This window comes from Acidovorax sp. Root402, from assembly GCF_001425125.1.
GTDB classification, from domain to species: Bacteria; Pseudomonadota; Gammaproteobacteria; order Burkholderiales; family Burkholderiaceae_C; genus Acidovorax; species Acidovorax delafieldii.
In genome coordinates, this window is sequence record NZ_LMDQ01000014.1 from 1,113,871 (window position 1) to 1,134,665 (window position 20,795).

Genomic DNA, 20,795 nt, shown 5'->3' on the forward strand with positions numbered 1-20,795 from the left:
GCTCATTGGGCAGCTTCCCATGTGGTGCCGGCGGCAGAGTCCTTGAGCACGATGCCCTGAGCCAGCAAGTGGTTGCGGATGCGGTCGGCCTCGGCAAAGTTCTTGGCCGCCTTGGCTGCGGCCCGGGCAGCAATCTGTGCCTGAATCTCAGACTCATCCACACCGGCGGCCCCGGACTGAAGAAAAGCCTTGGGGTCACCCTGCAAGATCCCCAGGCAGCCACCCAGCGCCTGGAGCAACCCCGCCAGCTCGACGGAGCGGGTCTTGTTGACCTCGCTGGCCAGGTCAAACAGCACGGCCACGGCCTCGGGAGTGCCAAAGTCCTCGTCCATTGCGGCCTTGAAGCGGGCCGCGTAAGGGTTGGTCCAGTCGATAGAAGTGGTTTCTTGTGCGGGAGTCACCAGGCTCAGCGCGGTGTACAGCCGCTTGAGCGCCTGGCGCGCGTCATCCAGGTGCGCATCGCTGTAGTTCAGCGCACTGCGGTAGTGGGCGCGGACGATGAAAAAGCGCACGGTTTCTGCGTCGTACGTCTTGAGCACGTCGCGGATGGTGAAGAAGTTGCCCAGGCTCTTGGACATCTTCTCGTTGTCCACACGCACAAAGCCGTTGTGCACCCAGAACTTGGCCAGCGGTTTGCCCGTGGCACCTTCACTCTGGGCGATTTCGTTCTCGTGGTGGGGGAACTGCAGGTCTGCGCCGCCGCCGTGGATGTCGAAGGTCTCGCCCAGCGTGGCGCAGCTCATGGCCGAGCATTCGATGTGCCAGCCGGGGCGGCCAGCACCAAAAGCGCTGTCCCACTTGGCCTCGGGCGGCTCCTCGGGCTTGGCGGACTTCCACAGCACAAAGTCGAGCGGGTCTTCCTTGCCGTCCAGCACGGCCACCCGCTCGCCGGCGCGCAGCTCGTCCAGCGACTTACCCGAGAGCTTGCCGTAGCCATCGAACTTGCGCACCGAGTAGTTCACGTCGCCGTTGCTCGCACGGTAGGCCAGGCCCTTGCCCTCCAGCTGACCGATCAGCGAGAGCATCTGCGGCACGTATTCAGTGGCACGCGGCTCCACCGACGGTTGCTCGATGCCCAGCAGGCCGATGTCCTGGTGCATCGCGGCAATCATCTCGTCGGTGAGCTGACGGATGGTGATGCCCCGCTCCAGCGCGCGCTTGATGATCTTGTCGTCGATGTCGGTGATGTTGCGCACGTAGGTCACGCGCAGGCCGCTGGCCTTGAGCCAGCGCTGTACCACGTCGAACGCCATCATCATCCGCGCGTGGCCGATATGGCACAGGTCATAAATGGTCATGCCGCACACATACATGCGCACATGGCCAGGTTCGAGCGGGGAAAAGTCTTCCAATGCACGCGACAGCGTGTTGTAGATGCGCAAACTCATGGGATTTCAGTAACGGGAGACTTGATGGGGTGGGCGAGGCAAAGAAACTCACCCGGCAGCAGCGGAACTCGGCCCTTGACAGGGGGTGGCCCGGCAAGGGGCGTCCAGCAAAATCACCAGCGGCAACAGCGTACCGTCATGACAACCCCCTCAGCTACAATCCGCCGCAGTATAAGCCCCCGCCCGGGCTGGCTGCCGCCCAACTCCTTTGTACCCCCATGAAGCAAGTCCGACGCACACTCCCACGCCTACTGCGCCTTCTGGCACTGACCGCCCTGATGGGCACGGGCGTGGTCCACGCGGACGACTATGCCGACATCACCCAGTTGCTCAAGGCTGGCAAGGCGTCCGAGGCGCTGGCCAAGGCCGACCAGCGCCTGGCCGCCAACCCACGTGACCCGCAGCTGCGCTTCTTGCGCGGCGTGGCCCAGACCGACTCGGGCAAGCAGGCCGACGCCATCGCCACCTTCACCAAGCTCACCGAAGAGTACCCAGAGCTGCCCGAGCCCTACAACAACCTGGCTGTGCTGTACGCCAACCAGAACCAGCTGGACAAGGCCCGCACGGCGCTGGAAATGGCGATCCGCACCAACCCCAGCTACGCCACCGCACAGGAAAACCTGGGCGACATCTACGCCAAGCTGGCCAGCCAGGCCTACAACAAGGCGCTGCAACTGGATGCCAACAACGCCAACTCCGTCAAGCCCAAGCTGGCGCTGATCCGCGAATTGTTCTCCAACGAACCCGGCAGCAAAACCGGTCGCCCTGCCGCCGCAGCGCCCGCGCCCGCCGTGGTGGTAACCCAGCGCCCTGCACCCGCTCCAGCGCCCGCCGCTGCGCCAGCAGCTGCAGCCCAGGCGCCAGCGCCTGCCGCCGCTCCAGCCCCAGCTCCAACTGTCAGCCCCGCTCCCGCTGCACCAGCACCTGCCCCAGCGCCTGCAGCTGCGGGCGACGCATCCACCCAGGCCGTTACCTCTGCCGTACAGGCCTGGGCTGCGGCCTGGTCGTCCAAGGACATGAAGGGGTACCTGGGCGCGTACGACAAGTCGTTCGATCCACCTGGTCGCCAAGGCCGCGCTGCCTGGGAGAAGGAACGCGAGGCGCGCATCGTCGGCAAATCCAAGATCAGCGTGAAGCTTTCTGACATCACCGTGTCCGTACAAGGTGACAAGGCCACGGCCCGGTTTCGCCAGGCATACAGTGCCGACTCGCTCAACGTGAGCAGCCGCAAGACGTTGGACCTCGTCAATAACAACGGCCGCTGGACCATCGTTCGCGAATCCACAGGCGGTTAACCATGGCCCCCGATGCGGCGCCTGCGCCTTCCGCGCGGGCTTTTTTTTTGCCCTGACAGTCAGCTGATAGATGGTTTGCATGTTTGTGCCCCTGACCAACGCAGGCCGCAGGGCAGCATCGGCGGTGCTGTTGCTGCTGGGCCTCTCGTTGGCCACGCCAGCCCTGCCGCAGGGTGCCAAGGCCCGCCGGGCGGCTGCTGCGCATGCGGCATCCACCACACCCCCGGTGGCGCCCACACCCGCTGAGCTGCGCGACGGCCAAGCGGAGACGCGCCTCATGGCGGTCTACAAGCTGGTGGCCGAAGGCCGGGGTCGCGAGGCGCTGGCCCAGGCCGAAAGCCTGGCGCGCGACTACCCCAATTTCCAGCTGGCGCAACTGGCGGTCGGTGACCTGCTCATGTCACGAACCCGGCCACTGCGGCATATGGGCGATGTGGCCCCTGAGCCGGACTCGGCCCGCAGCATCCAGGCCGCTGCGGCACTGGCCGAATTGCGCACCGAATCGCGCCAGCGGGTGGATGCACAACGCAGCCGCCCCCCGGTCAATGCCATCCCCGCACAGTTCCTGGAGCTGTCCCCTCGCTCGCGCCACGCGATTGCGGTGGACACCTCGCGCTCTCGCCTGTATCTCTTTGAAAACACCGCCCAGGGCCTGCGGCTGGTGGCCGACTACTATGCCTCCGTGGGCAAGCTCGGCATCGAAAAAGAGGTGGAGGGTGACCAGCGCACACCGCTGGGGGTGTACTTCATCACCAGCCGCCTGGACCCGGCCAAGCTCAAGGACTTCTACGGCGCGGGCGCCCTGCCCATCAACTATCCCAACCCCCTGGACCAGAGCCGGGGCAAGACGGGCAGCGGCATCTGGCTGCATGGCACGCCGCCCGACCAATTCTCGCGCGCGCCACTGGCGACCGACGGTTGCCTGGTGCTGGCCAACCCCGACCTCGAACGCATCCTGCGCACGGTGGAGCCCCGCTCCACCCCCGTGGTCATCGCCCGCCAGTTGCAATGGGTGCAGCCCCACAGCGTGGCGGCCGACCGCAAATCGTTCGAAGCGGTGCTCAACGCCTGGCGCGCCGCCAAGACCGAGGGCGACATGAAGCGCCTGCTGGGCTTTTATGCGCCCGACTTCCAGAGCTACCGCAAGAAGCCGCTGGAGGAATGGACCCAGGTGCTGCAGGCCGAGGCCCGCGCCCTCAAGGGCCGGGAACTCCAGCTCAAGGACAAGTCTTACCTGCGGTGGACAGACTCGGCCGACACCATGGTGGTAACGTTCGGCGAAGTCGCCGAAGGCGCCCGCACGGGCCCGGTCAAGCGCCAGTACTGGACGCGCCGCGGCCAACAATGGCAGATCTTTTTCGAAGGAGTGATTGGATGATTTCCAGAAGAAATTCGACGGTAGCGCTAGCAAGTATTGCCCTGGCTGCTATGTTTACAGTAGCACCCGTACAGGCGCAAGATGCCCCCAAGGTCAAGCTGGCCACTTCGATGGGCGACATCGTCGTGCAGCTTGACGCCGCCAAGGCCCCCAAGACGGTCGAGAACTTCCTGGCCTATGTGAACAACAAACACTACGACGGCACGATCTTCCACCGCGTGATCGATGGCTTCATGATCCAGGGCGGCGGCTTCACGGCTGACATGCAGCAAAAGCCCACCAAGCCCCCCATCCCGCTCGAAGCCAAAAACGGCCTCAAGAACGACACCTACACCATCGCCATGGCGCGCACTGGCAATCCCGAATCGGCCACTTCGCAGTTCTTCATCAATGTGAAGGACAACGCCATGCTCAACGCACCCAACCCCGATGGTCACGGCTACGCCGTGTTCGGCAAGGTGGTCGAAGGTACCGCCGTGGTGGACAAGATCAAGGCTGTGGCCACCGGCAACAAGGGACCCTACCAGAATGTGCCCACCACCCCCGTCACCATCAACTCCGCCACCGTGGTGAAGTGACGCGCCCATTTTTTTGAAAGAAGCAAAGCCATGAGCAACCCCCAAGTCGAACTGCACATCGCCGGCTACGGCGTCATCACCCTCGAACTCGACGCCGCCAAGGCACCCAAGTCGGTCGAGAACTTCCTGGCCTACGTGAACAAGGGCCACTACAACAACACCATCTTCCACCGCGTGATCCCCGGCTTCATGGTGCAAGGCGGCGGCTTTGAGCCCGGCATGACCCAAAAGGGCACCGACGCGCCCATCGAAAACGAAGCCAACAACGGCCTGAAGAACGCCAACTACACCGTGGCCATGGCCCGCACCAGCGACCCGCACTCGGCCACCGCCCAGTTCTTCATCAACGTGGCCGACAACGGCTTCCTGAACCACACCGCACCTTCCGCCCAGGGCTGGGGCTATGCCGTGTTCGGCAAGGTCGTGTCGGGCACCGACGTGGTGGACAAGATCAAGGCCGTGAAGACGGGCCGCAAGGGCTTCCATGACGACGTGCCGAAGGAAGACGTGATCATCGAGAAGGCCGTCGCCCTCTGAGCATGGCATCCCCCTGTGGCGCTGCGCGCCCCGCTGAGGCCACGCCAATGTCGGCCGCCCATTGCAGGCCGCAGCGCAAGGGATGAACCACCCAGCCACCCCCGTGACCCCGACCGTGCCCCGGTTCGAGGAGCTTGTCGCTCCCTCGCATTGGCGCACGGTCGATTTCATTTCAGACCTGCACCTGCAGGCCAGCGAGCCCGCCACGGTGGCCGCATTCCAGCAGTATCTCGAAGGCACGACGGCAGACGCCCTCTTTATCCTGGGCGACCTGTTCGAAGTGTGGGTGGGCGACGATGCCATGAGCGAGCCCGGCAGCTTCGAAGCCCGGGGCTGCGCCCTCCTTCGGGCCGCCGCGCAGCGCCTGCCGGTGTACTTCATGCATGGTAACCGCGACTTTCTGGCGGGCCCTGCCTTCCTGGCTGGGTGCGGCATCACCGGCCTGGCAGACCCCACAGTCCTGGTCTTTGGCGGCCAGCGGTATGTCCTGAGCCACGGCGACCTGCTGTGCCTGGACGATGTGGACTACCAGCGTTTTCGCCTGCAGGCCCGCAGCGCCGCCTGGCAGCAGCAATTTCTGACCCAGCCTCTGGCCACGCGCCGCGTGCAGGCGCGCGGCATCCGCCAGGAGAGCGAGGCGCGCAAGCAGTCTGGGGCCACGTACGCCGATGTGGACAGCCCCGCCGCCATCACCTGGATGCAGGCCGCAGGCGCCCACACCCTCATCCACGGCCACACCCACCGGCCAGCCGACCATGTGCTGGCTCCGGGTCTGCAACGCGTGGTGCTGAGCGACTGGGATGCCGCAGCATTGCCCCCCCGGCTGGAAACACTGCGTTTGTCCAGCGCGGGCTTGGAACGGCTGCCCCAGGCCCCCAAGTAACAGCGGTCATGAACTGAGCGGGCCCACCTCCCGCAGCCCGATCGCCATGCCCCCCTTGCTCAACCGCCTCTGGCGCCGCGTGCGCGCCACCGTGGCCCCCGTACCGGACATCTCTGCCACGTTGTGGCTGCAGACCATCCAGCGCTACCCATTTCTGGCCGCACTGTCGCTGCACGACCAGGCCAAACTGCGTGTGCTGAGCGCGCTCTTTTTGCATCACAAGGAATTCCACGGTGCCCACGGCCTCATGGTGACCGACGCCATGGCCATCGACATTGCCGCGCAGGCCTGCCTGCCCCTGCTGCATTGGGGCGACCCCGCCAAGGCGCTTGGCTGGTACGACGATTTTGTGGGCATCGTGCTGCACCCCGGCGAGGCCGTGGCCCGCCGCCAGACGATGGACGAAGCGGGCGTGGTGCACGAGCACACCCAGGTGCTGCTGGGCGAGGCCATGGAGCGCGGCCCCATCATGCTCAGCTGGCAGCATGTGAGCAACGCCACCGAGAACACCGCGCGCGGCCACAACGTGGTGGTGCACGAGTTCGTCCACAAGCTCGATATGAAAAACGGCCAACCCAACGGCTGCCCGCCCTTGCCTGCAGGCTTCATGGGCACACACACCGGCCGTGCGGCGTATGAGGCATGGTGGGCAGCCTGGGAGCCCGCCTACGAACAGTTTCGCGAACGCGTGATCATGGCCGAGCGCTTCGGCGCCGAACGGCCCTGGCTGGACGCGTACGGCGCCACCTCGCCCTCCGAGTTCTTTGCCGTGGCCTGCGAGGCGTACTTTGTGAACCGCGAACGGTTTGCTCTGGAGTTTCCGGGGTTGATGCCGGTGCTGGATGCGTTCTTCCAGCGCCCTGCAAGCTGAGCCTGGCGGTACGCATGGGGGGCCACCACCCCTTTTTGTACGCTGGCAGGCCACAGGCCAGCCATCCCTGCAGTCACTCAGGCTGCAGCAGCACCCCACCGCACAGCCTTCACGCGCCCAGCGCGTTTTCCACCGCCTGCTTGGCTTCTTCCAGACTGCTGAAAAACTGGGTGGGTTGCGGCATGGCCTTGGGCAAACGGGCGGGCGGCGGCCACAGGCGGTCGTCTGCCCAGGCGGCGGTCCACCCGCCAATGTCTTTGCGCTTGATGGAGCAAAGTGCTTGCCCGTCCACGTTGGCTATCCAGGTGGTCGGCGGGTTATGGTCCCAGATGACATGTGCCATGGCGCCCTCTCACGGTTGCTAAACCATTGTAGGAAGCCTGCGCGAAATTGGGCAATGGCGTTCACCCCACCCCCGCTGTCATCAGGCGACAGAGCGGAGGCACGGTAAAACGACGGCAGGCGCCTGCGCTCGCCCCCCGCACCCATCAGCCAGCGGCCAGCGCTCGCCGCGCTGCCTGGGCCACGCTGGCTGCATCCACCCCAAAGAACTGCCGGAGCGCTGCCCGCGTGTCGCTGCGTCCAAATCCATCCGTGCCCAGGGTTACATATTTGCGGCCCTCGGGGATGGAGGCGCGCACCGTCTCGGGCACGGCGCGCACGTAGTCGGTGGCGGCGATCACCGGTCCACGGGTCGTGGCCAGTTGCTGAGTCAGCCATGCGGGAGCAGGCTGGGCATCGCCCGCCAGCCAGCGCTGCTCGCAGGCCACGCCGTCGCGGGCCAGTTCGCTCCAGCTGGTGACGCTGAGCACGGTCACATCCACGCCCTCGCTGGCAAGTTGTTCTGCGGCCTTGACCACCTCGGTCAGGATGGCACCAGAGCCCATCAGGGTGACGCTTTTGGACGAAATCTCGCTGTCGCGCTGGTGCATATTGCCTGAATAGCTCCTGAAAACATAGCAACCACGCAGCACACCTTCTGCCGCACCGGCGGGCAGGTCGGGTTGGGCGTAGTTCTCGTTCATCAGCGTGACGTAGTAGAAGACGTCGCGCTGCTCGGTCACCATCTCGCGCATGCCGGCGTCGATGATGACGGCCATTTCTCCCGCGTAGGCTGGGTCGTAGGCCTTGCAGTTGGGAATGGTGGCGGCCACCAGGTGGCTGCTGCCGTCCTGGTGCTGCAGGCCCTCGCCGCCCAGTGTGGTGCGGCCCGAGGTCGCGCCCAAGAGGAAGCCGCGCGCACGCTGGTCCGCCGCAGCCCAGATGGCATCGCCCACGCGCTGGAAGCCGAACATCGAGTAATAGATATAAAACGGCAGCATGGCCAGGCCGTGCACGCTGTAGCTCGTCGCAGCAGCCGTCCAGCTGGCGATGGCGCCCGCCTCGCTGATGCCTTCTTCCAGAATCTGGCCGTCCAGCGCCTCGCGGTAGCTCAGCACCGAGCCGATGTCCTCGGGCGCATAACGCTGGCCCACGCTGCTGTAGATGCCTACCTGCTTGAATAGATTGGCCATGCCGAAGGTGCGCGCCTCGTCGGCCACGATGGGCACGATGCGCGGGCCCAGCGTGGCGTCTTTGAGCAACGTGCCCAGCATGCGCACGAAGGCCATGGTGGTGCTCATCTCCTTGCCATCGGCCTGCAGCGCGAACTGCGCGTAGCTATCGATGGACGGGACGGGCAGCGCGTCGCACCCCGTCTCGCGGCGCGGCAGGTAGCCGCCCAGTGCGTCGCGGTGGCTGCGCAGGTAGCGCATCTCCGAGCTGTCTTCGGCGGGCTTGAAGAAGGCCAGGCTGGTGGCCTGCTCGTCGCTGAGCGGCAGGTTGAAGCGATTGCGAAACTCGATGAGGTCGGTCTCATCCAGCTTCTTCTGGCTGTGCGTGGTCATCTTGCCCTGGCCGGCAGTGCCCATGCCGTAGCCCTTCTTGGTGTGGGCCAGGATCACCGTGGGCTGGCCCTTGTGCGCAGCGGCTGCGGCGTAGGCGGCGTGGATCTTCACCAGGTCGTGCCCGCCGCGCTTCAAGCGGTCGATCTGCTCGTCCGTCATGCCCTGGGCCAGGGCCGCCAGCTCAGGGTTCTGACCGAAGAAGTTGTCGCGGTTGAAGCGGCCGTCCTTGGCGGCAAAAGTCTGCATCTGGCCGTCCACCGTGCCTTCGAGCGTGCGCACCAGCGCACCGGTCAGGTCGCGGGCGAACAGGCCGTCCCAGTCGCTGCCCCACACCAGCTTGACCACGTTCCAACCCGCGCCGGCGAACAAGCGCTCCAGCTCGTCGATGATGCGGCCGTTGCCACGCACTGGGCCATCCAGGCGCTGCAGGTTGCAGTTGACGACCCAGACCAGGTTGTCCAGGCCTTCACGCGCGGCCAGGGTCAGCGCGCTCATGCTCTCGGGCTCGTCCATCTCGCCATCGCCGAACACGCCCCACACCTTGCGCCCCGCGCAGTTCAGCAGGTTGCGGTGCGTGAGGTAGCGCATGAACCGCGCGTGGTAGATGCTGCTGATAGGGCCGATGCCCATCGAGCCCGTGGGGAACTGCCAGAAGTCGGGCATCAGCCAGGGGTGCGGGTAACTCGACAGGCCCTGCGCGCCTGCACCCGGCGCCGTCAGTTCCTGGCGGTAGTGCATCAGGTCCTGCTCGGACAGGCGCCCTTCCAGGAAGGCGCGGGCATACACGCCGGGCGCGCTGTGCGGCTGGAAGAACACCAGATCGCCCCGGTGCTGCCCTTCGCCCAGGCCTTCACGGGCACGAAAGAAATGGTTGAACCCGCTTTCGAAAAGATCCGCAGCACTGGCGTAGCTGGCAATGTGCCCACCCAGCTCGCCATACGCCTGGTTCGCGCGCACCACCATGGCCAGCGCGTTCCAGCGCACGATGGAAGCCACGCGCTCCTCGATGGCCAGGTCACCCGGGAACACAGGCTGGTCCTGCACCGCCACGGTGTTCACATACGGCGTGTTCAGGTCGGGCTGCCAGCCAATGCGCTGCGCACGCGCCACCCGCACCAGTTCCTGCAGCATGTGCCGCGCTCGCTCGGGGCCTTCGGTGGCGACGAGTGCCAGGAAGGCGTCGCGCCACTCGGCGGTTTCTTCGGGGTCGGCGTCCAGGGGGGCGCCGGTGGCTTGTTGCAGCAGGGCGTGGGGTGTGAGGGCGTTCATGGAGGCCACTGTAGCGAGGCTGGCTCCAAATGAGTTGCCGTTTTGCCTTTCGCAACGCGCGTCTATAGCACTTTATGCCACCAAAGCCATAAACTGCGGCATATGAAACTGGATACCCTCGATTTGCGCATTCTGGCCGAGCTGCAGGCCGATGGATCTTTGTCCAACGTGGAACTGGCGCGGCGCGTGCACCTGTCGCCCTCGCCCTGCCTGGCGCGGGTGAAGGCGCTGGAGGCGGCAGGCGTCATCAGCCGCTATGTGGCGCTGGCCAATGCGGCGGCGCTGGGGCTGGGCCTGAATGTGTTCATCAGCATTAGCCTCAAGGCGCAAAGCAAGGAAGCCCTGGCCGACTTTGAACGCCGCATTGCCGAACACGATGAGGTGATGGAGTGCTACCTGATGAGCGGCGACAGCGACTACCTGATCCGCGTAGCGCTTGCCGACATTGGGGCGCTGGAGCGTTTCATTCTGGAGCAGCTGTCGCCCATTCCGGGCGTCGAGAAGATCCGGTCGAGCTTTGCACTCAAGCAGGTGCGCTACAAGACGGCTTTGCCACTTCCCACCCCATGACAGGCTAGAGGGCCTTACTTGCGCGCCACGTCGCTCGTCGCCACGCGCTTGCGCAGCTCGCGGATCAGCGCCTTGGCACGCGCCTCGTTGGCGGGGCCCATGCGCAGCAGGATCTTCTGACCGCTGGGCAGCGCCTCCAGCGCGGGGTCCACAAACTCGTAGCGCACCCAGGGCCGCAGGTTGGGCACTTCGGTGTTCACGGGCGTGAGCTTGACCTGCAGCGGGCCCGCAGGCTCGGGCGCCTGCAGCAGTTGGTCCAGCACCGCCACCAGGCGGTCGTTGAAGTAGCGCCGGGGGTAGCCCAGCTCTTCATACGCTTGCTGAAACAGCGGGTACAGCCGCGCGTACAGCGCCACGGCGGGCTCCATCGGTACCGCTTCAGCAAACGCCAAGAAGGCGCTGTAGCGTGCGGCATTGGCCGCTGCGATGGTGGTGGGCGCGTTGCCAGTGCCATCCACCACAAACCGCTGCGCCGTGGGCTGCACCGGCCACATGCGCGATGGCGCGTGGGCGCGGCCCAGGTTGTCCACCGTGGCCACCACACGACGCACAAAACCGTCGGTCTGCAGAAACATCGCCAGCTTGTCGCGGCCCAGCAGCTGGGCCAAAAGTTCTGCAACCCGAGGGTCAGACTCGGCCAGCGCAGGCAAGGCAGCGTCGGGCGGTGCCAGCGCATCCACCGGGTTCTGCGGCCCCGACGCCTCGGGAGCGGGCGGCGGCGCTGCCGGTGCTGGTGGAGCGGCCACCACAGGGGGTGGCGCCAATGCGAGCTCCACCGGCCGCAGCCACAACCACCATGCCGCGCCAGCCGCCACGGCGCACACCAGCGCGGCCAGCAAGACCCAGAGTGCGGCGGAGGTGCGCTCTGGCGCGGGGCGGAATTCTGCGGTGTCTTGATCGGGCATGGGCTCTCCTTCAACACGGGAACAACCCTTGTCCGAGCCTCCATGGCGTCAGTCGTTCCCTCTCAGTCCCACATGGGGCGTGCACGATTGGACAACCGCACACCCAGACCCCGGTAACGCGATGTAGCCCGCCCCGGGGCCGGCCCGGGAGAATGCCCTGCTTAAAACGCCGTCGGTGTGGTGGACAGCGACTCCAGCCAGGCCACCGTGGCGGCCAGCTCGGAGGGGCGAATCTCGTGTGCGCTGGGGAACTCGCGGTACGTCACCGTCACCGGCAGTGGCGCCATGTGGTGGGCTATGGCCTGGGCGTTGGCCAGCGGGATCACGTTGTCGTGGGTACCGTGGCTCAGCCACAGTTGCTTGCCGCGCAGCGCATCGGCAGGTGCGGTGAGCGGCACCACCTGCGGCAGCAGGCGGCTGTGCCACACCAGGCCTGCATGCATCAACGCGGGCCGGGTGAGCAACAGCGACAGCGCCATGATGCCGCCCTGGCTGAAGCCGCCCACCACCACCCGCTCGGGCGGAATGCCCAGCTGCTCGGCGGCAGACTCGACCGCCTGGGCCACCAGGGCGCGGCTTTGCGCCTCCTGCTCTTCGTTGATGGTGCGCTCGCCGCTGGGCTCGATGGAGAAATCAAACCACGCGTGTGATCCCGGCCCCATGCGAAACGGCGCACGCAGGCTCAGCACATGAAACCGGTCCGGGATCTGCGGGGCCAGGCTGAACAGGTCCTGCTCATTGCTGCCCACGCCATGCATCAGCACCAGCAGCCAGGGCCGGGGTGCGGTGGCGGCAGCGGGACGCTGCAAAAATGTGAGCGGCAAGGTAAGCATATATGTGCGCCTCGGGTGGTTTAAGGCCAAAAACGGGTGGAATGGGAGGAGTTCCGTGTCAGTGCGCCGGCTCCAGAGCAAAGGCGTCCATCGACAGCATGCTGTACATCACCTCGCGGCTCAAGTAGTTTGCGTGCAGGTCGTCGCCTGCTGCACCCAGTGCAAAGAAGATCGGCAAAAAGTGGTCTTCGGTCGGATGCGCACGGTGGGCGTGAGGCGCCTGGCTACGGTAGTTGAGCAGTGCTGCCATGTCCCCACGGGCCAGAGCGTCCTCGATCCAGCGGCTGAACTCCAGCACATAGGGCGCGGGCGCGCGCTCGCCGCCAAAAAACTCAGCCAGGTTGTGCGTCATGCTGCCCGACCCCACCACCAGCACGCCCTGGCTGCGCAGGCTGCGCAAGGCGGCTCCCAGTGCATACACATCGGCCGGGCCCGCGCCCACGGGCAGCGCCACCTGCACCACAGGCACGTCGGCCTGCGGGAACAAGTGCATCAGCGGCACCCAGGCGCCGTGGTCAAAGGGACGCGCGGCATCGCCCTGGGCCGCCACGCCAGCGGCCTGCAACAGGCCCAGAACTTCTTGCGCCAAAGCAGGTGAGCCCGGAGCAGGGTACTGCAGCTGGTACAGCGCGGGAGGGAATCCGCCAAAGTCGTGCCAGGTGGCAGGCTGCGGTCCGGTCATCACCTGCGCCGAGCGCGCCATCCAATGCGGCGACATGACCACCACGCCACGCAGGCCGGGGTATTGCGACTTCAGGCTCTCGCCCCACTGCGTGAGCGCCGGGCCGGTGGTGCCCGCATCCAGCGCAAACAAGGGCGCACCATGCGACACAAACAGCGCGGGGACTGCGGCAGAAACAGGAACGGGGGCTTGGGCAGAGGCAGACATGACAACTCCAACAAAGGACACCATGAATGTAGGACTGATAGCCCGTGATACCAAGCCCTGCAAGGCAGACAGATTGTTCTACGGATGATGCCAATCAAACATTGACAGCGCCTTGGCGCACAGCGCGCAACGCCCACCAGCCCCTACGCAGGCCTGCTCTGGCCCGCAGGTCAGGAGCCGTCGCGCACCCTGCCCCGCAGCGCCTTGGTCTCGCCCCGCTGCGTTTTGCTTTGCAAGCGCCGCTGTTTCGACCCATAGGTGGGCTTGGTGGCCCGGCGCACGCGGGGCGGCACGGCCACGCTGTTGACCAGCGCATTTATCCGCTCCAGGGCATCGGCACGGTTTTGCTCCTGGCTGCGGTACTGCTGGGCCTTGATGACCACCACACCGTCTTGCGTGATGCGGGTGTCGCGCAGGGCCAGCAAGCGCTCCTTCACACCCTCGGGCAGCGACGACGCCACCACGTCAAACCGCAGGTGGACGGCACTGGACACCTTGTTGACGTTTTGCCCGCCCGCGCCCTGCGCGCGCATGGCGGTGATTTCAACCTCGTCCTCAGAGACCTGCAGGGGCAGCGGGGCCATGGCCGTGAAATCCCCCGCGCCCAGCCATCAGGCCGCTGGCTGCTGGGCCAGCAACTGCGCCAGCCCGTCAATCGCCAGGCCATAGCCCAGCACCCCAAATCCGCACATCACAGCCTTGGCAGCGGCAGCCATGTACGAATGGTGGCGGTAGGCCTCGCGCGCGTGCACGTTGCTGATGTGCAGTTCGATCAGGGTGATGCCTGTGCCCTTGATGGCATCGTGCAGCGCAATGCTGGTGTGGGTGTAGGCCCCGGCGTTCATCACCACGCCCGCCAGTTCGCCCGCTGCGTGCAGGCGGCCAGCCTCGTGAATCCAGTCCACCAGCGCGCCTTCGTGGTTGCTTTGGTGAAAACGCAGCGCAAAACCGTGGCGGTTGCAGGCGTCGGTGCAGAGCTTTTCCACATCGGCCAGGGTGGCAGCGCCGTAAACGGCAGGCTCGCGCGTGCCCAGCAGGTTCAGATTGGGGCCATTGAGGACAAAAACGGTTTTATTGGCAGTCACAGACAAGTCTCCGGGGCAATGCGCCTGCCACGCTGGCAGGCCAGAGTGCGGGATTATGCGGCGCCCCGCGCAGGGGCCGCCCCAATAAAAAAGCGGCCCCGAAGGACCGCTGTAAAAGGCAGCCTGTGCAACGCTGCCTGTGAGCGACTCGCGCCCAAGAGGTTGGTGACAAACCAGCCGCAGGGGGCTGATCAACGGTCCCAGTGGCGACCGTGGCCGTGCCCGTGATGGCGATGGCCGTAGCCATAACCGCCGTAGTACACCGCCGGGGGTGGCGTGTAGTACACCGGGGGAGCGTTGTAGTACACCGGGCGTGGAGGGGGGGCGTAGTACACCGGTGGGGGCGGTGCCACATACACCGGGGCGGGGGCGTAGTAGCCATTGCTTGCACCCACCACCACGCCGGGCACGCCAATGCCCACAGACCAATTGACATCGCGGGCCTGGGCGGAGCCAGCACCGGCCAACAGGGCCAGCGCCACACCCGCCACAGCGGCCGCAGTAGAAACAGAACGGGTTTTCGTCATGGAAATCTCCTAGTGAATGAGGGCGGCCAGCCAAAAGGACACGCCTCACCGGTACACAACGCACCAAGTGCCTAAAAGGATGGCACAAAATCGTCTTTACGTTGTGTCTGAACGTACACGCGCTGGTTTTAATGCGTAAACCGTCACGAAACCGCCGCCTAAAATGGCTGGATGAGCACCCCCTCCCCCGCCAATACCGCCGCCACTGTCACTTCTGCGGCCCCTGAAACCGTCAAGCCCAGCAATTTTTTGCGCCAGATCATCGAACACGACCTGGACAAAGGCACCTACGCCACCCGCCGCTGGGCTGGCACCCCCGGCGACGCCGCCCACCACACGGCCGGCCAGCCCGACCCCGCCAAGATCCGCACCCGCTTCCCGCCCGAGCCCAACGGCTACCTGCACGTGGGCCACGCCAAGAGCATCTGCATCAACTTTGGCCTGGCGCGCGACTACGGCGGCGTGTGCCACCTGCGCTTTGACGACACCAACCCCGAAAAAGAAGACACCGAATACGTCAACAGCATCATCGACGCCGTGAAATGGCTCGGTTTTGACTGGACACAGATCGGCCAGGCCCCTGGCAGCGCCGCCCCCTACCAGGCCAGCGACTACTTCGGCTTCATGTACCGGGCAGCCGAATACTTGATCGAAGCCGGCCACGCCTACGTGGACGAACAGACCGCCGAACAAATGCGCGTGAACCGGGGCGACTTCAGCAAGCCCGGCGTGGACAGCCCTTTCCGCAGCCGCACCCCGGCAGAGAACCTGCGCATCTTCCGCGAGATGAAGGACGGCCAACACGAAGACGGATCGATGGTGCTGCGCGCCAAGATCGACATGGCCAGCCCCAACATCAACATGCGCGACCCGGCGATCTACCGCATCCGCCGTGCCACGCACCACAACACGGGCGACACCTGGTGCATCTACCCCATGTACACCTACGCGCACCCCATCGAGGACGCGCTGGAGCAGATCACCCACAGCCTGTGCACGCTGGAGTTTGAAGACCAGCGCCCCTTCTACGACTGGCTGCTGGAGCGCCTGACCGAAGGCGGCCTGCTGGCCAGCCCGCCCCCCCGTCAGTACGAATTTGCGCGCCTGAACCTCACCTACGTCATCACCAGCAAACGCAAGCTCGCCCAGCTGGTGTACGACCACAAGGTCAGCGGCTGGGACGACCCCCGCATGCCCACCATCGTCGGCCTGCGCCGCCGTGGCTACACCCCCGCCGCCATCCAGACCTTTGCCGAACGCATCGGCGTGACCAAGTCCGACAGCTGGATCGACTACAGCACCCTGGAAGGCTGCCTGCGCGAAGACCTGGAGCTGAAGGCCCACCGCGGCATGGCCGTGCTCAACCCCGTCAAGCTGGTGCTCACCAACTGGGACGACGTAATGGGCGCAGGCCACCTGGAGCCCTGCAGCCTGCCCGCCCTGCCCCACCCACCCGAGGGGGTTGAGAGCCCCCTGCGCCACTTCACCATCGGCAAGGAAGTCTGGATCGAACGCGAAGACTTTGAAGAAGTGCCCCCCAAGGGCTACAAGCGCCTCTTCCCCGGCAACAAGGTGCGCCTGAAGGGCGGCTACGTCATCGAATGCACCGGCGGCACCAAGGACGCTGATGGCAACATCACCGAAGTGCTGGCCACCGTGGTGCCCGACACCAAGAGCGGCACCCCCGGCGCCGACAGCGTCAAGGTCAAGGCCGCCATCACCTGGGTGGGTGTGGCCGACGGCGTGAACGCCGAAGTGCGCATGTACGACCGCCTGTTCCTGGACGCCCAGCCCGACGCGGGCGGCAAGGACTTCATCGAAAGCCTGAACCCGAACAGCCTGAAGGTGGTGACCGCCATCGTGGAGCCGTCATTGGCCAATGCCCAACCGGACGACAAGTTCCAGTTTGAGCGGCATGGGTACTTTGTGGCGGATCGTATTGACCACAAGGCGGAAAAGCCGGTGTTTAACTTGGCGGTGGGGTTAAAGGATAGTTGGGGCAAGTGACATCTCTCCCCCATTTAAGGCCAGCAAACGTAAAGGTTTGCTGGCCTTTTTTGCCATACGCTTGACGATCAACTACCACCCAGCAAATACATTTGGAATCGTCGAACCGTCCATTTTCAAGCCGACAGATGCCAAAAAAAATGTCACCTCGAGTCAACCACTGAAGCACAGGAGCGCCACGGGGTCTCAATCGCTCCCGTCAAGTACGCAGTGAACGGACTACTTCTTGTAGAAGAACGTCAAGGTCTTGCCGAAAATCGACCTGCGAAGCTGTGGGGAGGACCTCACGCTGGCGAATTTGCGCGTGCAGATGCGTATCGGCGATATTCCTCAAAGAGCTATCGAGGTGCTTAAGATTACCGCTGATGGACCTGCCAGCAATGTTGTTCGCGACCTCTGCGAAGTTCTTCTTGTCGAAGATCGGGGGTACGTGGTCGCAGATTGCGCGCAGGAGCATGGCCGTAGCCATATGCAAATCGTTGGCATGCGCCGAATTGAGTTCCTGAACCATGCGCAATAGGCGCTTTGTATCCCACAAAGGGGCTGGAATATTTTGCAGTTCCGCAATCCGTTCCTGAGCCACATAAGAAGGCTTCTGTTGGACACCAAACGGGGTTGTGGAGGTAGTCTGCTTTCTGCGATGTTGGCGGAGGCCGGCCTCGACCGCAGCAATTCCCTCGAGAAGCTTCTCGCGTGTCGGGGGGTTGTAGATCCCGAACGCTTGCTCGTTGAGGACCTCAAGTAGCGCGGAGGAGAACTCATTGAGACGTCCAAGACTTTCATCAAGCAGCGCTTTCGCCTCTCGCAGGAGACTACGAGTGGTCGCGCGGTCTTCCGCGCTCAAATGCGGAGCGGCAGCAGTCGTCGGCTCCTCAAAGCGATCCAGCATTGATTTGAGCTGATCGATCATCCCCTGCAGGTCACTTTGCATATGCATCCCCTAGTCTTACTCATGTTCAGTTGCGTTTCGAGGGTGACGACCCAGAAACCAAAGCTCTACGCATCAGTAGTTGGCGTTCTCGCGCAAGTCTTAGTCTTCGCTCTCGGAATGCGGCGAAGGACTTGCTACGTTCATCATGGCTACTTGGAAAGACTTCATGGATGCCAAGAGCTATTTCAAACATATACCGCTAGGCTTTGGAACTCGTGGCGGACTTACGTCGCACATGCAGATGCGTCTGTGCAGCATCCCCTTCACCACTTTTCACCTCCTTCAAGTCGAGGTAGGCAGCTTGTTGCCGGATGAGTTCGCCCAACTTGGCGACCCCGTAGTTGCGCGGATCGAATGATGGGTGGCTGCGGGTAATCTGGCTACCTAGCGCCGACAACGAGGCCCAGCCATCTTCGCGGGCTGTGGCGTTGAGCGCGTTCAGGAGCATGGGCTTGAGCTTGGGAAGTTCGGCAACCGGCTGGGCGCCGGGCTTGGACTCCTCGGCCTCTGTACGCAAGATTTCCGTATAGATGAACTTGTCACACGCGGCAACAAAGGGCTCTGGCGTCTTGCGCTCCCCAAAACCGTAGACCACTTTGCCTTCTTCGCGGATGCGGGTAGCAAGACGCGTGAAGTCACTGTCGCTGCTCACCAGACAAAATCCGTCCACTGTGTCGTCATGCAGCACGTCCATCGCATCGATGATGAGCGATGCATCGGTGGAGTTTTTACCGCTGGTGTAACTGAACTGCTGGATGGGCTGAATCGCCAACTTGTGCAGTACTTCTTTCCACCCCTTCAAGTTGGTCGTAGTCCAGTCGCCATAAGCCCGCTTGATGGTGGCCGTGCCATAACGAGACACTTCTGCCAGAAGCTCCTGGATGACGGACGCTTGCGCGTTGTCTGCATCAATGAGAACTGCGAGTTTTTGGTTGTTGCCGTTAGCCAATGAACTGTCCCTCCTGGACCGCATGCTACAGCGCTATCCTCGCGGAATGCACCCTCAAAGCGTCCTCGATTTCTGGTTCACCGAGCTAACCCCCCAGCAGCACTTCGCCAAAGACGCTGCCCTGGACGAAACCATCCGCACCCGCTTCGGCCCCACGCTGGATGCCGCGGCCCGCTGCGAACTGTTCACCTGGCGCGCCACCCCAGAAGGCCGGTTGGCAGAAATTCTGGTGCTGGACCAGTTCTCACGCAATGTGTACCGCGACACCGCCCGCGCCTTTGCACAAGACGCGCTGGCGCTTGCTCTGGCGCAAGAGCTGGTGGCCAGCGGGCAGGACCGCAGCCTGCCTACGGCGCAGCGCGTGTTTGCCTACATGCCGTACATGCACAGCGAATCTGCCGTGATTCATGAGCAAGCCCTCGCGCTGTTTGCGCAGCCGGGCATGGAAAACAACCTGGACTTTGAGCGCCGGCACAAGGCCATCATCGACCGCTTTGGGCGCTACCCGCATCGCAACGCGGTGCTGGGCCGCACCTCCACGGCCGAAGAGCTGGCGTTTTTGAGCGAGCCGGGGTCGTCGTTCTGACTCGGGCGCTATCTCGGCCCAAAACGCTCCTCTATTGATAGCTACTAGCGCTTATCCTTCTATCGCTACAGGCCAATTTCATCTAAAACTGCCTTCGCAGCAACAAAGCCCATCCATGAAGCCTCCGTTCACTCCCACCTTTGCCCATGTGCCGCCAGGCCCGCTGGCAGGGCCGTTGCAGCTGCTGCCCGTCAATGCCGCCGTGGTGTCCGTGCACACGGCCGATGGCGCGCATGTGGGTTCGCTGAAGCTGGTCGGCGGGGTGTGGAAGTTCAAGGCCATGGGCTACGACGCCGCAGGCCGCATGGAGCCGGGCCATGGGCCGCTGACGGAGCAGCACAACATGGCGTTCGCGGCGCTCGATGAGGCCGAGCTGAGTGCCCGGCTGCTGGGCGCGTTGGGAAGCGCTGGGTAACGAGCGCCAAGAAAGCACCAAAAATACGAAGCCGCGCCGCACAGAGCCGCAACTCTCAGAGTTGCGCGTCGGCCAGCACAAACTCCACCACCGCACAGGCCGCCGCCACCTGCGCCTCAATGCACTGCTCGGGCGTGGCGCGGGGGCTGTCGGGGTAGACCTCCGTTGTGGTGGTGTAGCGCGCGCCGCTGATGCCCGCGCACAGGCCCCACTGCTTCATCGGGTAGTGGATGACGCCCGGCGCCACCACGGGCGTGCCGATGATTTCGTTCTTCTCGTCCGCAGGCGCGATGTGGGTCACGCGACTGACGGCCTCGATGATGGCTTGCTGGAAGGCGGGCTGCGGGTTGTCGGTGTCGTCCACCAGGTAAAAGCCGTCGGGGATGCTGCCGGGCTCGAACACCTTGCCGTCGCGCGCGGCCACGGCGGGGCGGTATTCGGATTCGTCGGTGTTGGTGGTTTCGTGCAGGTCGATGTGGGCGGCAAACTGGCCGTGCAGTGGCGCCACCAGGCGCATGAGGGCCGCGGACTCCTGCGCGGGCGAGCCCTCGCGGAACGACCGGTTGGGGTCGATGGCGTCAAAGTTCCAGCGCTGAAACCGCTCGTACGCCCAGGGGCTCACGCACGGCACCACCAGCAGGTTGGCGCGGCCGGCAAAGCGCTCGGCCTGTGTGTCCACAAACCGCAGCGCGCCGTGCACGCCGCTGGTCTCGTAGCCGTGCACCCCGCCGGTCACCAGCACGGTGGGCAGGCCGGGCTGCCACTCGCGGCTGCGCAGGGCCCGCAGGGGAAAGCGCTCTGCCGGGTGCTGTGCGTCGGCATAAATCACGTCGCCATACATCTCCACGTCAAACCGGCCCCGCAGTGCCTCGATGGCCGTGAGCACGTCGTCGGCGTAGCTGCGCTGGCGCACCTGGCGTGCGCGCCACTGGTCGCGTTCTGCCGCGCCCCAGGCTTGGCCGGGCGTGCCGATGGGATAGGTGGGGGTGGGTTGCATGGGTGCGTGGGATGGA

22 protein-coding genes are annotated in these 20,795 nt (G+C 64.7%); 10 read left to right on the top strand and 12 right to left on the bottom strand.

Translation table 11 applies throughout. From position 1 onward, the window contains the following. Positions 1–2: 2 nt before the first annotated feature. On the bottom strand, positions 3–1,388 hold the full coding sequence (gene cysS / locus ASC83_RS16265; RefSeq protein ID WP_056064657.1) for a cysteine--tRNA ligase: 1,386 nt from the start codon (positions 1,386–1,388) through the stop codon (positions 3–5). Between the two features lie 218 nt (positions 1,389–1,606). Between cysS and ASC83_RS16270 the strand changes: the two genes are divergently transcribed. The 6 genes from ASC83_RS16270 to ASC83_RS16295 all read left to right on the top strand — a co-directional run bounded on the left by ASC83_RS16270 (position 1,607) and on the right by ASC83_RS16295 (position 6,930). After that, entirely contained in the window at positions 1,607–2,683 is a 1,077-nt protein-coding gene (locus ASC83_RS16270; RefSeq protein WP_056064660.1) for a tetratricopeptide repeat protein, read from the top strand. Positions 2,684–2,753: 70 nt separating this feature from the next. Then, on the top strand, positions 2,754–4,061 hold the full coding sequence (locus ASC83_RS16275) for a L,D-transpeptidase family protein (protein WP_156379526.1): 1,308 nt from the start codon (positions 2,754–2,756) through the stop codon (positions 4,059–4,061). Further along, positions 4,058–4,639, top strand: a complete 582-nt coding sequence (locus ASC83_RS16280; RefSeq protein ID WP_056064665.1) for a peptidylprolyl isomerase — start codon at positions 4,058–4,060, stop codon at positions 4,637–4,639. Before ASC83_RS16275 ends, ASC83_RS16280 begins: the two co-directional genes overlap by 4 nt. Before the next feature lie 30 nt (positions 4,640–4,669). Then, on the top strand, positions 4,670–5,176 hold the full coding sequence (locus tag ASC83_RS16285) for a peptidylprolyl isomerase (protein WP_056064668.1): 507 nt from the start codon (positions 4,670–4,672) through the stop codon (positions 5,174–5,176). 82 nt (positions 5,177–5,258) lie between these two features. Beyond that, complete coding sequence (locus ASC83_RS16290; protein ID WP_200938945.1) at positions 5,259–6,059, top strand: UDP-2,3-diacylglucosamine diphosphatase; 801 nt, start codon at positions 5,259–5,261, stop codon at positions 6,057–6,059. 46 nt (positions 6,060–6,105) lie between these two features. Next, positions 6,106–6,930 carry a zinc-dependent peptidase gene (locus tag ASC83_RS16295; protein WP_056064671.1) on the top strand — a complete coding sequence of 275 codons (825 nt, stop codon included), beginning with the start codon at positions 6,106–6,108 and terminating at the stop codon, positions 6,928–6,930. Between the two features lie 109 nt (positions 6,931–7,039). Here the strand turns inward: ASC83_RS16295 and ASC83_RS16300 are convergent, their stop codons facing one another. Beyond that, on the bottom strand, positions 7,040–7,273 hold the full coding sequence (locus tag ASC83_RS16300; protein WP_056064674.1) for a hypothetical protein: 234 nt from the start codon (positions 7,271–7,273) through the stop codon (positions 7,040–7,042). A gap of 145 nt (positions 7,274–7,418) precedes the next feature. Continuing rightward, complete coding sequence (gene mdeB / locus ASC83_RS16305) at positions 7,419–10,085, bottom strand: alpha-ketoglutarate dehydrogenase (RefSeq protein WP_056064677.1); 2,667 nt, start codon at positions 10,083–10,085, stop codon at positions 7,419–7,421. A 102-nt stretch (positions 10,086–10,187) separates the two neighbouring features. Between mdeB and ASC83_RS16310 the strand changes: the two genes are divergently transcribed. After that, positions 10,188–10,655, top strand: a complete 468-nt coding sequence (locus ASC83_RS16310; protein ID WP_056064679.1) for an Lrp/AsnC family transcriptional regulator — start codon at positions 10,188–10,190, stop codon at positions 10,653–10,655. A gap of 14 nt (positions 10,656–10,669) precedes the next feature. On the opposite strand, the gene ASC83_RS16315 is transcribed toward ASC83_RS16310, so the two are convergent. From ASC83_RS16315 to ASC83_RS16340, 6 genes are all read right to left on the bottom strand, one after another. Next, positions 10,670–11,560, bottom strand: coding sequence for a DUF3014 domain-containing protein (locus tag ASC83_RS16315; protein WP_056064683.1), 891 nt, complete (start codon positions 11,558–11,560; stop codon positions 10,670–10,672). A 161-nt stretch (positions 11,561–11,721) separates the two neighbouring features. Then, positions 11,722–12,393: an alpha/beta hydrolase gene (locus ASC83_RS16320; RefSeq protein WP_056064687.1), complete on the bottom strand. Its 672-nt coding sequence runs from the start codon at positions 12,391–12,393 to the stop codon at positions 11,722–11,724. A gap of 58 nt (positions 12,394–12,451) precedes the next feature. Continuing rightward, a complete protein-coding gene (locus ASC83_RS16325) occupies positions 12,452–13,282 on the bottom strand; it encodes a class III extradiol ring-cleavage dioxygenase (RefSeq protein ID WP_056064692.1) in 831 nt (276 codons plus the stop codon). Positions 13,283–13,452: 170 nt separating this feature from the next. After that, the gene (gene arfB / locus ASC83_RS16330) at positions 13,453–13,866 is read right to left on the bottom strand and encodes an alternative ribosome rescue aminoacyl-tRNA hydrolase ArfB (RefSeq protein WP_056064695.1); all 414 of its coding nucleotides are present in this window, start codon (positions 13,864–13,866) and stop codon (positions 13,453–13,455) included. A gap of 27 nt (positions 13,867–13,893) precedes the next feature. Beyond that, positions 13,894–14,367, bottom strand: a complete 474-nt coding sequence (gene aroQ, locus ASC83_RS16335; RefSeq protein WP_056064698.1) for a type II 3-dehydroquinate dehydratase — start codon at positions 14,365–14,367, stop codon at positions 13,894–13,896. Between the two features lie 191 nt (positions 14,368–14,558). Beyond that, complete coding sequence (locus ASC83_RS16340) at positions 14,559–14,894, bottom strand: hypothetical protein (RefSeq protein ID WP_056064701.1); 336 nt, start codon at positions 14,892–14,894, stop codon at positions 14,559–14,561. 171 nt (positions 14,895–15,065) lie between these two features. Between ASC83_RS16340 and ASC83_RS16345 the strand changes: the two genes are divergently transcribed. Further along, entirely contained in the window at positions 15,066–16,901 is a 1,836-nt protein-coding gene (locus tag ASC83_RS16345) for a glutamine--tRNA ligase/YqeY domain fusion protein (RefSeq protein WP_056064704.1), read from the top strand. 199 nt (positions 16,902–17,100) lie between these two features. Here the strand turns inward: ASC83_RS16345 and ASC83_RS16350 are convergent, their stop codons facing one another. Together ASC83_RS16350 and ASC83_RS16355 are read right to left on the bottom strand one after the other, a co-directional pair. Continuing rightward, complete coding sequence (locus tag ASC83_RS16350; RefSeq protein WP_156379527.1) at positions 17,101–17,832, bottom strand: hypothetical protein; 732 nt, start codon at positions 17,830–17,832, stop codon at positions 17,101–17,103. A gap of 199 nt (positions 17,833–18,031) precedes the next feature. Next, positions 18,032–18,781 (bottom strand): NYN domain-containing protein, encoded by a 750-nt coding sequence (locus tag ASC83_RS16355; protein ID WP_235509390.1) that lies wholly within the window; start codon positions 18,779–18,781, stop codon positions 18,032–18,034. Positions 18,782–18,827: 46 nt separating this feature from the next. On the opposite strand from ASC83_RS16355, the gene ASC83_RS16360 reads away from it, so the two are divergent. Further along, a complete protein-coding gene (locus tag ASC83_RS16360; protein ID WP_056064712.1) occupies positions 18,828–19,367 on the top strand; it encodes a DUF924 family protein in 540 nt (179 codons plus the stop codon). Between the two features lie 115 nt (positions 19,368–19,482). Further along, the gene (locus ASC83_RS16365) at positions 19,483–19,782 is read left to right on the top strand and encodes a hypothetical protein (RefSeq protein ID WP_056064715.1); all 300 of its coding nucleotides are present in this window, start codon (positions 19,483–19,485) and stop codon (positions 19,780–19,782) included. Positions 19,783–19,837: 55 nt separating this feature from the next. Here ASC83_RS16365 and ASC83_RS16370 read toward each other — a convergent pair whose 3' ends face one another. Beyond that, positions 19,838–20,779 (bottom strand): M14 family metallocarboxypeptidase, encoded by a 942-nt coding sequence (locus ASC83_RS16370; RefSeq protein WP_056064718.1) that lies wholly within the window; start codon positions 20,777–20,779, stop codon positions 19,838–19,840. Between the last annotated feature and the right edge of the window lie 16 nt (positions 20,780–20,795).